This is a genomic window from Streptomyces sp. NPDC005794 (genome assembly GCF_042871445.1).
Taxonomy (GTDB): domain Bacteria; phylum Actinomycetota; class Actinomycetes; order Streptomycetales; family Streptomycetaceae; genus Streptomyces.
In genome coordinates this window covers 58,687-73,800 of record NZ_JBIAIN010000024.1, presented here as the reverse complement: position 1 = coordinate 73,800, position 15,114 = coordinate 58,687, and the positions used below count along the sequence as shown (strand labels likewise).

Sequence of the window (15,114 nt, the reverse complement as noted above, 5' to 3'; positions counted from 1 at the left end):
ACGCTCGCCGCGTTGTCGGGATCACCCCGATACTCCCCCAGGCTTCGCCTGGGAGGTGCCCCCATGCGTATCGGGGCCACCCTCCGCCTTGCGATCGCACGCACCAGACGCCGCCAGCCCAGCCCTCCGGGCGGACGGCGCTACTTCTGAAACACGCCCTAGCTCTGGCCGGGCTCCGCGCCCGCCTCGGCCCGCAGCAGCGGGTGCACCACCCCGGGGAACACCCGGGCCCGCACGATCTCCTCGGCCGCACCGCCCTGGACCACGGTCTCGGCCACACCCCAGGGGCGTCCAGCCAGGTGAACGGTCAGTGTGTACGAGGCCGAGCAGCCCATGCACTCGTAGCGGTCCGCCCAGGTCTCCACGTCCGTGACGCTGCCCGGGTAGCGCTTCACGTGCCGGTGCCGGGCATGGCAGCGGTCACAGGTCTCGCCGGGCTCGCACGTACCGCCGCAGGGGCAGGGCACATCCAGCGAGTCCGCGGGCTCCCAGCGCTGGACGAGCCGGGCGTCCCGGGTGGCGCCCATGTCCTTCATCGCCTTCAGGTTCCGCGCGGCGACGTTGTACGACTCGCCGGTCGCGGCCATCCGGTCCCGGATCACGTCCTTGCGCCCACGGTTCGTCGTCATGTCTTCCTCCTGGGTGTACGCAGCCCGCCAGGAGGCCCACGAAATCGTCCTCCCTACGGTACCTGCCGCTCCGCCCCCGCGGCTCCGGTGCCGGCCGTGCGCCCGGCCGGATCCCCATATGCCCCGAGTGTGACAGTCCGTACGGAAAGTGAACCGAGTTGCCACTCCTCGTGTTCGGGCGCACGGCGGCGCGCCGCCATCGAGCCAATTCGGCTTGTTCTGCTCATGGACTCCGGGTTTTGTGTGAAGCGACGGTGAATTGAATCTTCATACGCTGATAGGAAAGTCCTCTGACCACGTCACATCATTAATTTCCGATCCGGCCAGCCACCGGTGCCGGATGACCGAATCGACGTCTTGACCGGTTCTCGTGGCGCGATACACACTCGCAACAGGCACTCATGCATCAGGAGCCACGAGCGCACACGGATGCGGATGGCCCTGCGAGACCAGATATCGCACGGGGTGAACGACGGGGGATACACGCGGGGGATCGGTGCGTGCGGGATTCGACGCATGCGCACATTTCCTTCACCTCTCCTCTCATCTCTTGGTGCGCGAAGGGAATGGAGGGGGAATGCCGACGCACATGGGCTATCCCGGTGTATACATCGAAGAACTTCCCAGCAGCGTCCGTACGATCGCCTCGGTCACCACGTCGGTGACCGCGTTCGTGGGGCACACGCGCCGGGGCCCGCTCAACCAACCGGTACGGATCACCAGCTTCGCGGACTTCGAGCGCCGGTTCGGCGGACTCACCTCGCAGAGCGCCCTCAGCTACGCGGTGCACCAGTTCTTCGGCAACGGCGGCACGCTCGCGGTGATCGTCCGGGTGGCCAAGGCCGGCACGGGTGAGGACGCCTGTGTCACCCTCCGTTCCACGGAGGGGCGCAGCGAGTGCCCGGTACTGGAGGTGCACGCGAAGGAGCCCGGGGTATGGGGCTCGGGCCTGCGGGTGGCCGTGGACCACGACACCCCGGCGCCGGACAGGACGTTCAACCTCCGGATACTCGACGCCCGAGGTGGTGCCCGGGAGTCCTTCACCGGACTGTCCATGGACGCCGGCCACGGCCGCTTCGTCGAGACGGTCGTCAACGCGGGTTCCTCCCTGGTCCGGGTGAAGGCCCTCGACGAGGACCGCCCGGACCCGTCCGGCACGGTCTCCAAACCCTTCTCGGCGGATCTGCCCGGCCTGGAAGTCGAGCTGAAGGTCAAGATCGGCGATGTGGAGCGCGAGTTCACGCTCTTCGAGCCCGACCGCGACGGTGAACCACCGAGCAACGTCACCGAGCTGGCCCTCCTGCTGGAGCGCAAGCTGCGCGCGCTGCCCGACGCCCCTGGGAAGCACGCCTTCGCCGGGGCCGAGGTCACCGCCTTCGGCCGGCGGCTCCAGGTCGTCGCCGGGTCCGTCGATCCGGACGACGTGGTCCGCTTCGTCGGCGAGTGCGCCAACGACCTGGGACTCGAGTCCTCGGTCAACCCGCCCGTCTTCCCGCTGGAGGGCGGCAAGGACGGCGACCCGCCCGGCCCGCGCGACCTCATCGGCAGCGAGGGGGCCAAGACCGGTCTCCAGTCGCTGCGTGACGTGGACGACGTCAACCTGCTGGCCCTGCCGGAGCTGTCGGCGTACGAGTCCACCGAGGACATGGTCACCGTCCTGTCGGCGGCCGAGCAGCTCTGCCAGGAACGGCGGATCTTCCTGCTCGTCGACTCGCCCTCGACCTGGGGCAGCGTCGACGCCGCGCGGGCCGGGATCGGTGCGTTCGAACCCGTCCGCAGCAACCACGCGGGGCTGTACTTCCCGCATCTGCAGCTGACCGACCCGCTGACCGGCAGGCTGCGTTCCTTCCCGCCGTCGGGTGCCGTCGCCGGGGTGATCGCCCGTACCGACGGTGAGCGCGGGGTGTGGAAGGCGCCGGCCGGGACCGAGGCACGCCTCGCCGGAGTCCGGTCACTGACGGTCAAGCTGACCGACCGGGAGAACGGGCTGCTCAACCCGCTGGGCGTGAACTGCCTGCGCACCTTCCCCGTGGTGGGGCCGCTGGTCTGGGGCGCCCGCACGTTGCAGGGCGCGGACGCGCTCGACAGCGAGTGGAAGTACGTACCGGTGCGACGGCTCGCGCTGCACGTCGAGGAGAGCCTCTACCGCGGTCTGCAGTGGGTCGTCTTCGAACCCAACGACGAGCAGCTGTGGCAGCAGATCCGGCTCAAGGCGTCGGCCTACCTCAACGACCTCTTCCGGCAGGGCGCGTTCAAGGGCGGCACACCGCGCGAGGCGTACTTCGTGAAATGCGACAGGGACACCACCACCGACGCCGACATCGAACGCGGAGTGGTCAACGTCGTGATCGGTATCGCCCCGGTCAAGCCCGCGGAGTTCGTGATCGTCAAGATCCAGCAGTTCGCCGGGCAGTTCGACCTCTCGTAGCCGACGTCTCGTAGTCAAGGAAAAGGAACACGAAGGAAACCGATGGCTGAGTTCCAGATAAACGCCCATCGCTTCGACCCCTACAAGAATTTCAAGTTCCTGGTCCTCTGGGACGGTCGAACGGTCGCGGGCATCAGCAAGATCAGTCCCCTGAAGCGCACCACCGAGGTGGTCAAACACCGCCACGGCGGCGATCCCAGCTCACCGCGCAAATCGCCGGGCCGCTCCGAGTTCGAAGGCGTCACGCTCGAACGCGGTGTCACCCATGATCCCGAATTCGACCGCTGGGCCAACAAGGTCTGGCAGGTGGGCGCCGGGCTCGGTTCGGAGGTCTCGCTCCGGGACTTCCGCAAGGACATCATCATCCAGGTGCTCAACGAAGCCGGGCAGGTGGCCGTCTCGCACAAGCTCTACCGGGCCTGGGTCAGCGAGTACCAGGTCATCGGCGAGCTCGACGCGAACGCCAACGCCGTCGCCATCCAGAGCGTGAAGCTGGAGTGCGAGGGCTGGGAACGCGACTACGAGATCCCGGAACCGGTCGAGCCGTCCTTCACCCACCCGGCCTGAACGTCGTCGTGACACCAGGGACGGCTCCGGTAGGGCCCGCCGAGCTGCTGGCCGCCTGGGAGACCGGGCTGCCTCTTGGCGCGGCGGAGAGATCGCTGCTGCTGCACCGGGCGGCCTGCCCGGGGGCCCGTACCGACGTGTTGCTGTCGGTGCCGGTCGGTGAGCGGGAAGCCGATCTGTTCGCGCTGCGCAGGTCGCTCTTCGGCGAGCGGATGCAGGTGCGGACCGAGTGCGGTGCCTGCGGCGAGGCCATGGAGTTCGACCTCGACGCCGGCGCGCTGGGCGCCCGCCCTGCGGCGGTGGACCGGCTGCTGCGAGTCGCGGAGGACGACTGGGTGGTCGAGTTCCGGCTGCCCACCGTCGCCGACCTCGCGGCGGCCGGTACGGAGGCCTCGCCCGCCGGCGCACGCCGACGACTGGTGACGGACTGCACGGTCCGGGCACTGCGGGGCGGCGAGGCCGTCGCCGCGGAGCGGCTTGCCGCCCTGCTGCCCGAACGGGTGGAACGGCTCATCGCCGAGAAGGCCGCCGAGGCCGACCCGGCGGCCGAGGTGACGCTGAACGTGGCGTGCCCCGAATGCGGTGAGGCCACCTCGGCCGAGCTGGACATCACCTCCTACCTGTGGACCGAACTGGACAACTGGGCGCGGGACTTGCTCCTCGATGTCCATCTGCTCGCCACCGCCTACGGGTGGAGCGAGCCCGACATCCTGGCGCTCAGCCCCATTCGGCGTCGTTACTACCTGGAGCTGTGCACCGATGCCTGACTACTTCGACCGGCTGCTCGCCCGGTACACGCCGGTGGCCGCGGCCGACGACACCGGCGCACGGGTGCGGGTACGGCCGCGGCTGTCCGGCCCGTTCGAGCGGGCCGAGGCGCTGCGGTACGGCCCGCCCGAGCCGGACGAACCGGCCGCGCTGATCCCTTCCGCTCCGAGGGCCGACCGGGATCTGCCCCAGCCGGTGCGGCCGGACCGGGAGGTGCGTACGGAGCGGCACACCGTGGTGCGCACCGAGCGCGTCCCGCAACCGGGCGAGACGGGCCAGCCGGTTCGGCCGGCGGCCCCGGCACCCCTGCTGCGGCCTTCGGCGGCCCCGGCACCCAAGACCCGGCCCGGTGGGGCGGAAGGCGCGCGCACGGCACGCCGGGGGCGGCCGTCCGCTCCGGACGAGCCGGCGGTGGCGCCCGCCGTGCCGGCAGCACCGGTACGCACGACAGCCGCACCGGCGCGTGCGGCAGCGCTCGCCGTGCCGCGCGGCTCCGACTCCACCGCTGCGCGGGGTGCGGCGCTCGGCTCGGTGGGGCGGCGCGCACCGCGCCCGGCCGAACGTGTCGTGCACGTACAGATCGGCCGGCTGGAGGTCAGCGCGGCGCCGCCGCCCGGCGCGAACGCCGCACCGGCCGGTCGCCCCGCACAGCGGACCGGCCGGCCCGCTCCCGTACTGACGCTGGACGACTACCTGTCACGTGGCGGGAAGAGGAGCTGACGACATGAGCAACGCACTCGCCGTCGCCACGGTCACCCAGGCGCTCGCCCTGCTGATCGAGAGCAACCTGGGACCCGAGATGGACATCGCGGTCAAGGTGGAGACCCGTAAGCCGCCGTCGGAGCCGCCGAGCGAGCCGACCATCACGGTGTTCCTCTACCAGGTGACCCCGAACGCCGCGATGCGCAACAACGACCTGCCGACGCGCGCCGCCGACGGCACCCTGCGCAACCGGGCGGCCGCACCGCTGGACCTGCACTACGTGATCAGCGCGTACGGGGAGGAGGCGGAGCTGGTCGGGCAGCGGCTGCTGGGCTGCGTGATCCGGACACTGCACGAGATCCCGGTGCTGCCGCGGGAACTGATCGAACTGGCCGCCGACCGGCCGTATCTGGCGGGCAGTGACCTGGCGGACTCGCTGCAGAAGGTCCGCTTCACGCCGACGGTCATGGACGTCGACGAGACGTCCAAGCTCTGGGGGATGCTGCACCAGACGCCCTACACCCTGTCGGTGGCCTATCAGGCGTCTCTGGTGGTGATCGAGGGCCGCGAGAAGCCGGTCCCGGCGAAGCCGGTGGAGCAACGCACGGTACGGGCAGTGCCGTTCGGGGCACCGGGGGCGCCTGTGCCGCCGGTGCTGCCTGGCGCGGACGAGGCGGACGGGTATTCCGAGGCTCCCGTCCCTCCCGCCGACGTGCCTCCCACCCGAAAGGCCCCCGCGAAGAAGACCGCCGCGGCCAAGGCCCCCGCCAGGTCCACCAAGTCCGCCACCAGGCGAACGGCTCCGCCACGTCCCCGCAGGACGGCCGAGAGCGACACACCGACGCCGGACGACAAGGGCTGAGCCGGAGTGCGGAACACGGGGGGCGAGGGCATGGGTGCGTACGAAGGAGCCGGTCGCGGCGAGGACCGCGACACGGAAGCGCAGGGACGGGCGCTCCTGGCGGCCGTCCGCGCCGTGCTCGCCCGCGTCGACTCCCACGCCGGACGCGCCGCACACGGCTCGGGTCCGGCCGGGGCCGCGCAGCCCACACGGAGCGGAGACCTGGGCACGGACGCCGTCGCCCTGTCCGACGACACGCCCGACGCCGACACCGCCCGCGGTGCCTTGGCAGCACCCCCCGGTTCCGTTGCCCTCGACGCCCTGGTCGCCTGCTTCGGGCTCAGCCCGTTCGAGCGCGAGATCGTCCTGCTGGCCGCCGCGGCCGAGCTGGACCCCACCACGGCTGCCCGTTGCGCCACGGCCTGCGGGGATCCGGAGCGTACGTACCCCACCTTCTCGCTCGCCCTCGCCGCGCTCGTCGATCCGCACTGGAGCGCTCTCACGCCCGTCGCCCCGTTGCGGCGCTGGCGCATCGTCGAGCTCGACGACGAGACCCGGCTGACCACGTCCCGGCTCCGGCTCGACGAACGGATCCTGCACTTCCTGGCGGGCTCGCCCTACCTGGACGCACGACTGCACGGCCTGCTCCGCCGGACCACCACCCCGGACTCGCTGCCCGCCTCCTACGACCTGGTGGCGAGCCGGGTCGCGGCCGGGTGGGCGGGGACCGGGCGCGGCGCGCCGCTCCGGGTCGAGCTGGTCGGAGGCGATCTCCGTACCCGCGCGGACATCGCCGCGGTCGCGGCCCGCCGCTCGGGTCTCGGCCTCTACGAGATGTCGGCCGCCGATCTCCCGGCCGCACCGGACCGACGCGACCTGTTGGCACGGCTGTGGCAACGCGAAGCGGTTCTGCTGCCCGCCGCCCTGCTGGTCGAGGTCGGTGACCTGGACCGCGAACAGGGCGCCGCCACCGATGCGTTCGTGGAGAGCGCCGCCGTGCCACTGGTCGTGTCGAGTGCCGATCCGCGTCGGACGGCACGCCCCCGCGGTGAGCGTGTGGTGGTCCCGCCGCTGGACGCCGACGAGCAGCTCGGGGTGTGGACCGACGCGTTCGCCGATGTGCCCGACGTGTCGGAGGGTGACCTCCGCGACCTCGTGGCCCAGTTCTCGCTGCCTCCCCATCTGGTCCGCGCTGCGGGAGCCGCCGTGGCCAGGGACCTGCACGGCGAGGACGAGCGGGACGCGACCGGCCTGGCCTGGCAGGCGGGGCTCACCGAGGCCCGGATGGGCATGGACGAGCTGGGCCGCCGGATCGAACCGCAGGCGACCTGGGGCGATCTGGTGCTGGCGGAGCGGCAGGTGCGGGTCCTGCGCGAGATCACCGCGCATGTGCGGCAGCGGCCGACCGTGTACCAGGAGTGGGGCTTCGCCGAGACGCTGCGCCGGGGGCTGGGCGTCACCGCGCTCTTCGCGGGCGGCTCCGGCACCGGCAAGACCCTCGCCGCCGAGGTGATGGCCAAGGAACTGGGCCTGGACCTGTTCATCATCGACCTCTCCCAGGTGGTCAGCAAATACATTGGTGAGACCGAGAAGAACCTGCGCAAGGTGTTCGACGCCGCCGAGCAGGGCGGGGCGCTGCTGCTGTTCGACGAGGCCGACGCCCTGTTCGGCAAGCGCAGCGAGGTCAAGGACTCCCACGACCGCTACGCCAACCTCGAAGTCAGCTACCTGCTGATGCGGATGGAGGCGTACCGGGGCCTGGCGATCCTCACGACGAACATGAAGCAGGCGCTGGACACGGCGTTCATGCGCCGTATCCGCTTCGTCGTCGACTTCCCGTTCCCGGGTGAGAGCGAGCGGGCCGAGATCTGGCGCCGTGTGCTGCCCGCGCGTGCGCCGATGAAGGGCGTCGACCCCGCTCTGCTGGCGCGCCTGACCGTGGCGGGCGGTTCCATCCGCAACATCGCGCTCTCCGGTGCGTTCCTCGCGGCGGAGGAGGGCGACCGGCTCCAGATGCGCCACATGCTGGAGGCCGCCCGCACCGAGTACCTGAAGCTCGACCGTTCCCTGACGCCGTCGGAGGTGCACGGATGGGTCTGAACGAGCAGCAGCGCACCATACGCGTGGACATCGGCGAGCTGGTGCTCGACGGGTTCGGCCGGGTGGACCCGGAACGCGTGTCGGAGGCGTTCCAGGCGGAGCTGGGCCGGCTCGTAAGGGAACGGGGCGTCCCGCTCGCCGCCGACGGCGGACAGGCGCTGGACGCCCTGGCAGGACTTCCCCCGCTGCCCGCGAACCTGTCCGCGCGGTGCCTCGGCCAGGAGCTGGCGCGCGCGGTGCACACGGGCCTTTCGGGCGAGGGCGAGGTGACGCGATGAGCACGTCCCACTCGCAGGAGACGCGGTCCGACCAGGCCGGCAAGCGCCGTAAACGCAAGGAACGAGCCGCGTCCCGGGCGCCCGAACCGAAGAACATCGTCAGCGGCGCGGGCCAGCCGCTCGACCTGAGCGTACGGCGGGAGCTGGAGGAGCAGCTCGGGCACGACTTCAGCCGCGTACGGCTGCACACCGACCCGGACGCGGGTGCGCTCACCGAGATGCTCGGCGCGGACGCGGTCGCGGTCGGCCAGGACATCTTCTTCCGGGAGGGCGCGTACCGTCCCGGCACGCAGGACGGTCAGCGGCTGCTGGCCCACGAGCTGCTGCACACGGTGCAGAATCCGCACGGGCTCGGCGCGCTGCGCGCGGGCCGGGACCTGGGCGCGGTGAGCCTGCCGCAGCAGGCGATGGAGCGCGAGGCGGAGTCGGCGGCGCAGGAGGCCGTACGGGACGGGAAGCCCGCGCCGGAGATCGCTCCGAACGGGTCCACACCCGGCTGGCTGCGGTACGCGACCGTGGACGCGGATCGCCGCCGGGTGGAGGAGCTGGACCCCGCGACCTTGATCGACCGCGTCGCGAACGACGTCCTGCGATCCCTGCGTGGCGACCCGGAGGACCGATCGGGCCGGGTACGGCTCCAACTGGCACGGCTGGCACCGCAGGTGCAGGACCTAGTCCTGGACCGACTGGAGGTACGGCTGCCGGTGCCCGTCCTCGACCGGGTGCTGGACCTCGTCGAGGAGACCGAGGCGGCCGGGCCGCTGCCGCTGGATGCCGCGGCCGCGCCGGTGGCTCTACCCGGAGCGGGTGAGGAGATCGCGGAGGAACGTCGGCGCGGCGATTCCACCGACGAGCTGCCGGACGCCCGCGAACGGCGGAAGGGCACCGGAGGCGCGCCCGAGGGCGAGCAGGAGGAGCCCGGCGAGGACGGCGGCAGGCGGCCCGGCACCGAGGGCGACGGGGTGGGCGGCACGTCCCCGGAAGAGGTGGCGTCGCAGGACGAGGAGGAGGCCGGGGCGCGACAGGAGGACCGGTCGCAGTCCCAGCAGGGGGACAGAGATGCCTCCGTGCGAGAGGACAGGAACGCGTCCGCCCAGGACGAGGAGCAGAAGGCCCAGGACGACGACGCGAAGAAGGACGGGGCGAAGAAGGACGACCAGGCCGCTGAGGAGGAGCGGGAGGAGGCCGGGGGCCAGGAGGAGGCGCCGCAGGAGCCGGAGCGGCAGGCGGGAGAGCAGCGGGCAGGTGAGGGCGAGGGCCCGGCGGTCGCCGGGAACATCGCTGCCGCCCCGTCGCCCGTCGACAGGAGCGGCGCCGAGCCCGGCGAGAAGCGCCGGTCCGGTGGTGACACCTCCCCGTTCCGCTCGGTGGGCGACCGGGAGAACGAACAGGACACGGACGACGAGCCGTTGGGGCTGGACGCGGAGCCCTCGGAGCAGGATTCGGCCGCCGACGCGGACACGTCTGCCGACCGCGGCAACGAGGCCGTCCCCGACATCGACCTCGTGGGCCGTACGGATGCCGCGAAGAACCCGGGCATCGTCGAGGAGCGGCGGAAGGGCACCACCTCTCGTCCCGTTCTTCCGTCCCCGGACGCCGGGCCGGAGGCGGCTCCGGCCGAGATCCCGGACCAGGAGCCTCCCGCCCGTTCCCGGGCGAACGACGACTTCCAGGTGCTCGCCGGCCAGGACCTGTTCGGCGGTGCGTCCGCCGGGCAGGACCTGGGGCCGGACGGGGCGGACACGGCGGTCGGCACCGGGGCCGGTGCGTCGGGGCTGAGCACGACGGCCTCGGCGGACTCTTCCGGAGGCATCGGTGACAGGACGCGGGCGGAGCAGCGCGCCGAGGACGCCGAGGCGCGCCGGCGGGACGAGGAGGCCCGTGCCGCCGACGGTTCGGGAGCCGACGCGCCCCCGAACACCGGCGGACCGGCTGGTCCCGAGCGCCTGGCCAGGGCGGACGAGGACGCCCGTACCCAGGACACCGGCTCGTCCCGGGCGGCCGGTGGGAAGGTGGACAGTGGCGGCCGGGCCGAAGGCACCGCGAAACAGGAATCGCAGGCCGCCGCCCCGGCGAAGAGCGAGACGGAGCCGGGCAACGGATCGGACAAGGGGGCTGGATCGGACAAGGGGGCCGCCGAGGCGGCCGGTAAGGGCGAGGACACGACGGGCGCCGGCGGCAGTGGCACCGGCCAGGGCGCTCCCGGCGCCGAGCCGACCCCCGCCCCCGACCACCAGGGTGTCACCGAGGGCAACGGCAACGCCACATCGCCGCGACCGGAGATCGGCCCGGACAAGGTCTCCGCACCAGGTTCCGGTTCCGGTTCCGGTCCTGCTCCGCAACTGGCGTCGGGCAACGGCCCCTCACCCATGTCCGTCACGGAAGCGAAGACCAACACACCTGAGACCAAGGGTGGTTCGGGCTCCGGAGGGGCGGGCGCAGCCGCCCGGCCCAAGCCGTCGGGCCGGAAACGGCAGGCCGCCCGGCAGGTCGCGCGGAACGCGCGCCGCGGCGGAGCCGGTGGCGGAGGCGGTCGCTCGTCCTCCGCTCCCGCGCCGACACGGGGCCGAGGCGCCAAAGCAGGCACGTCCGCCCCGGCGAAGCCCAAGAAGCAAGCCGCCGCACCGGATGTCTCGAATGCCACACCCGAGGCAGGGCTCGCGACGGCGGCGGGACTGAAGCCACATCAGATGCTGGACACGCTCAAGGGAGTGAACGGTGCGGTCGGCCGTTCGGTCGACAAGGAGCGCACCGTCCTGCGCAAGGCGCCACCGAAGGAGCAGCGCCCGTCCGGCTCCCCGCGAACGGTGCCCGGCGGCCCGACGGCGTCGGCGCCAGGGGTGTACACCAACGCCAAGGTGGCCCGGACCGATGCCACTGCGGGCAAGACACCCGAGATCGGCGGTGAGCAGAAGCCGGAGGGCGAGGTTCCGGGCGCGAACGTGCCTGAGCCGAGCTGGTGGGACATCGCCGTCACGATCGGCGCGCAGCTCTTCGGCAAGCTCCTGAAGGAGATTCTGCCGCTCGACGACCTGATCGACTCGATCCTCGGGCTCCCGACGAAGGACGAGGGCCTCAAGAACGCCAAGGTGGGCGACGCCCCGACGCTCCCGCTGGAGAACGACTCGGACCCCGGGCGCACCGACGAACAGGGCAGGCATCTCGACGAGCGGAAGACGGAACTGCACCGCTCCGGGCGGGCGGACGCGGCTCGCCCGATGGGTGAGGACCAGATCTATCCGGACGTTCCCAAGGAGACACTGACCGGCAAGGTTCCCGGCGGCAACGGCAAGAACACCAAGGGTGCCGGTCGCACGATGCCCGGTGGCGGGGTGCCGGTCGAGTCCGCGTCCGTCGTGGCCGAGCACGACCGCGGTCCGCAGATCCAGGCCGGCTTCGGCGAGGGCCGGCAGAAGATGTCGCAGGAGCGCGAGAACAAGGACGGCAAGGCGCAGGACGACCGGCAGAAGCACGACAAGGACCTCAAGCGCGAGGTCGACGCCAGCAGCAAGAAGCAGGCCGACGCCCGTGACAAGGGTCGCTCCGACATCTCCGGCTCCCGCGACGCGTGGCGCAAGGAGCAGGACGACAAGACCTCGGAGATCGACGGCAAGAAGGGCAAGAAGTACGACGAGGTCCGCAAGGACATCAAGGGCAAGGAGGAGGAGACCGACAAGGACGTCGACAAGCGCACCGAGGACGACAACAAGAAGATCACGGACGAGCAGGCCAACGCCGAGAAGGACGCGGAGAAGAAGCAGGAGGAGGGCAAGGGCGACGCCGACAACTGGCTCGAAGACGCCATCGAGAAGCTGAAGCAGTTCTTCGAGGATCTCAAGAACGCCATCAAGAGCGTCTTCGAGAAGGCGCGGCAGATCGTCACCGACCTCATCGACAAGTTCAAGCAGCAGGTCTTCAAGCTCATCGACGACGCGCGCAACTGGGTGATCGACAAGATCAACAAATTCGCCGACGTGTTGATCGCACTCGGTGACGAACTCCTCGCCGACTACCCGGCGATGCGCGACAAGTGGCGCAGCACCATCGATGGTGCGCGCGACTGGGCCGTCGAGAAGGTCAACCAGTTCGCGGACGGGCTCAAGGAAGTAGCGGGGAAACTGCTCGACGGTCTGTGCGGGGCGCTGCTCGCCGGGCTCGACGTCCTGGAGACCGGCATGCTGGCGGCCGTGGAGGTCGCCGAGACCGCAGCCGTCGGGGCGCTGGAGTTCGGTGCCGCTGTGGTGGAGGGCCTCGGCGAGTGGGCGGCCATCTTCAACGACATCGTCTCCGACCCCGGCGACTGGATCAGCAAGGCCGGTGCCGCCGCGGACACCGGTGCCAGGGACCACCTGTTCAACGAGGTCACGAGCGCGGTCAAGGCCTGGTTCAACCAGAAGGTCCAGGAGATCATCGGGATCCCGATGGACCAGTTCCAGGAGCTGATCTCCGGCGGGGTGACCGTCGAGCAGATGGCTCAGATGGCGTGGGACGAGGCACTGCCTCAACTCCCCGTCATCATCGGTGTGCTCGTGGTGGAGAAGGTCGTCGCGAAGCTGATCCCCGGTGCCGGTTGGGTCATGGCGATCATCGACGCCCTGAAGACGGCATGGGGAGCGCTGAGCGAGATCCTCGCCGCTTTCGGCCTGTTCATGGACTTCCTGAAGTCGGTCAAGAGCGGCAACGGCGCCCAGCCGTTCGCGAAGGCGGTGGCCGCTGGTGTGGTCGCGCTGCTGGAGTTGATCTACGAGTTCCTGATCGAGGGCGTCGGCAAGTTCATGGGCAAGGTGGCCGAGAAGCTCGGTGACATGCTGAAGAACCTCCGTAAGAAGAAGGGCGCCCCGGACGGATCCGACGCCCCGACGCCGCCGGACGCGCCGGGAAAGCCGAAGGACCCCGCCTCGGCGAACGACGACCGGTCACCGGACCCGGACCGGCCGGCCGGCCGCCCGTCGGACCGCTCGGACGACCGCCCTGCCGCGCGTAAACCCTCCTCCGACAGGACGTCCCGTCCGCCGTCCAGGCCGCGGCCCGGCAAGCGTTCCTCCCCGGAGCGGAAATCGCGCCCCTCGCACACCACTCGCCCGAAGAAGCGCCGTGACGACGAGCGACGTCGCGAGGACGGCCGTGAGGTCAACGCCGCGCGGAAGCGGATGCGGGACGCGGAGCAGCGCACACGCAACGACAAGGACGTCGCCGGTGCGCCGGAGCGCCGTCGGCACGACACGGACCGTGGGGACGGTCATGGCCCCGGGCGGGACCGCCCGGGCGACAGGCGCCGGGACGACCGGCGCCGTACGGAGGACAGGCGCCGGTCCGACGACCGTCGCCCGCAGGACAGGCGTGCCGACGACCGCCGGCGGGACACCGACCGGGACCACGACAAGGACCGCCGCCCCGGCAACCGCGTCCGACGCGCGCGCCAGACTGTCAAGTCGGCCGTCAACAGGGCCCGCCGCGCCGTCGGCAAGGTCTTCGGCAAGGCCCGCCGCAAGATCGGCAACCGTCTGAACGATCGCCTGCGCAGGTTGCGGGACCAGTGGCGGCGCCGGAACGACCGGGACCGAGGCACGGACCGGAGGCGGAACGAGCACAGGGACCGGAGGCGGAACGAGGACAGGCAGCGGGAGTCCAACGGCATCACGGACTTCGACCTGCCGAAGGTCGAGTTCAGGACCAAGGACAGCGAGAAGCACACCCTGCAGTTCGACGGCCGCGGCAGGAGCGCCGACCTGGCCGTCCGCAGTGCCGTGCAGAACATGGCGGGGTACTTCGGGGACTGGGAGAGCGAGATCCAGGAGCTGAGGGCCAACGGCCAGAACGATCTCGCGGACCGGATGGCCGAGCTGATCGGCGCGGCCCGCCGCCAGAGCGTCAGGGTGGAAACCATGCAGAACGCCCTGCCGAAGCCCCGGAACCGGCGTGGAATCACGGAGGGCACCCTGGGTGACGTGGCATTCCAGCGCCGCATCGAGCGGCTGAGAGATGTCATGGAGCATTTGGCGGAACTGCTGGAACAGCGCAATGCCGGCGAGAAGGAACCTCCCCTTCCCGCGCCCATCCTCCCACCGTTCTCCGACGGGCCCATGGCCTTCGATTTCAAGGCGTCGTACGTCAACAAGAAGTCGGACGGCACGGATACCAAGCAGCGGCCCAACGCCTCTCCTGTGGGATGGGCGGAGCTGAAGAACCTTCCGGGTGGCCTGCAGGAGCGGAAGGACTACTGGGTGCGTATGCACATGCTTCCGAAGCGGCTCGGTGGTCATGCCTCCACGTCGAACCTGGTTCCAGCGCCGGGAAAGATCAATACCCAGGCGGGAGTGTCCATCGAGCACCCGGCACAGCGGGCCATCGGCCACAAGGTCGCCACGAAGCCCGGGTGGCCGAACCCGGAAAAGATGGTCTGGTACAAGGTGGCGATCCAGTACCGAGGCCAGTTCCCGGGATTCCCTCGGCGAGTCAGCGTGCAGTGGGGCCTCTACAAGCCGACCGGGGGCCGGTGGAAGGAACAGAGCGCGTACGACACGTGGAAGGACAATTTCCCGGCGCCTCAAATTCCCGTCGGGTTCCAGATACGCGAAGCGAATGCCGCGACGATCAGGATGGTGACCCGGGTGTCCGAGGCGACCGCGAAGGATATCGCGGACATGCTGGATACCGCAGGCCATCAATACAACAGCGTCGACGACATCATCTCGGGTCTGCTGGGTGGCGCAGGGCGAGGTGGCGGCGCGGTATCGAGTCGGCTGCGCAAGGACATCGCGAAGCTGAGGGCCGCGCGTAACAAGATCAGTTTTTGAGAGG

Annotated in this window: 9 protein-coding genes; 8 read left to right on the top strand and 1 reads right to left on the bottom strand. The window is 70.8% G+C overall.

All coding sequences use genetic code 11. The features are described from left to right. Positions 1–158: 158 nt before the first annotated feature. Complete coding sequence (locus ACFYQ5_RS30865; protein WP_389202311.1) at positions 159–629, bottom strand: hypothetical protein; 471 nt, start codon at positions 627–629, stop codon at positions 159–161. A 577-nt stretch (positions 630–1,206) separates the two neighbouring features. On the opposite strand from ACFYQ5_RS30865, the gene ACFYQ5_RS30860 reads away from it, so the two are divergent. Genes ACFYQ5_RS30860 through ACFYQ5_RS30825 form a run of 8 tightly spaced genes read left to right on the top strand, consistent with a single transcriptional unit; the run spans position 1,207 to position 15,110 of the window. After that, a complete protein-coding gene (locus ACFYQ5_RS30860) occupies positions 1,207–3,057 on the top strand; it encodes a phage tail sheath family protein (RefSeq protein WP_389202310.1) in 1,851 nt (616 codons plus the stop codon). A gap of 42 nt (positions 3,058–3,099) precedes the next feature. Further along, positions 3,100–3,624: a phage tail protein gene (locus ACFYQ5_RS30855; protein ID WP_033300128.1), complete on the top strand. Its 525-nt coding sequence runs from the start codon at positions 3,100–3,102 to the stop codon at positions 3,622–3,624. 8 nt (positions 3,625–3,632) lie between these two features. Beyond that, the gene (locus ACFYQ5_RS30850; protein WP_389202308.1) at positions 3,633–4,391 is read left to right on the top strand and encodes a hypothetical protein; all 759 of its coding nucleotides are present in this window, start codon (positions 3,633–3,635) and stop codon (positions 4,389–4,391) included. Then, the gene (locus ACFYQ5_RS30845) at positions 4,384–5,112 is read left to right on the top strand and encodes a hypothetical protein (RefSeq protein ID WP_389202306.1); all 729 of its coding nucleotides are present in this window, start codon (positions 4,384–4,386) and stop codon (positions 5,110–5,112) included. The genes ACFYQ5_RS30850 and ACFYQ5_RS30845 overlap by 8 nt, the downstream gene beginning before the upstream one ends. Before the next feature lie 4 nt (positions 5,113–5,116). Beyond that, complete coding sequence (locus tag ACFYQ5_RS30840; protein WP_389202305.1) at positions 5,117–5,956, top strand: DUF4255 domain-containing protein; 840 nt, start codon at positions 5,117–5,119, stop codon at positions 5,954–5,956. A 30-nt stretch (positions 5,957–5,986) separates the two neighbouring features. Further along, positions 5,987–8,035, top strand: a complete 2,049-nt coding sequence (locus ACFYQ5_RS30835) for an ATP-binding protein (RefSeq protein ID WP_389202303.1) — start codon at positions 5,987–5,989, stop codon at positions 8,033–8,035. Further along, a complete protein-coding gene (locus ACFYQ5_RS30830; protein ID WP_389202302.1) occupies positions 8,026–8,313 on the top strand; it encodes a hypothetical protein in 288 nt (95 codons plus the stop codon). The genes ACFYQ5_RS30835 and ACFYQ5_RS30830 overlap by 10 nt, the downstream gene beginning before the upstream one ends. Continuing rightward, a complete protein-coding gene (locus tag ACFYQ5_RS30825; protein WP_389202300.1) occupies positions 8,310–15,110 on the top strand; it encodes a DUF4157 domain-containing protein in 6,801 nt (2,266 codons plus the stop codon). The genes ACFYQ5_RS30830 and ACFYQ5_RS30825 overlap by 4 nt, the downstream gene beginning before the upstream one ends. The last annotated feature ends 4 nt before the right edge of the window (positions 15,111–15,114 follow it).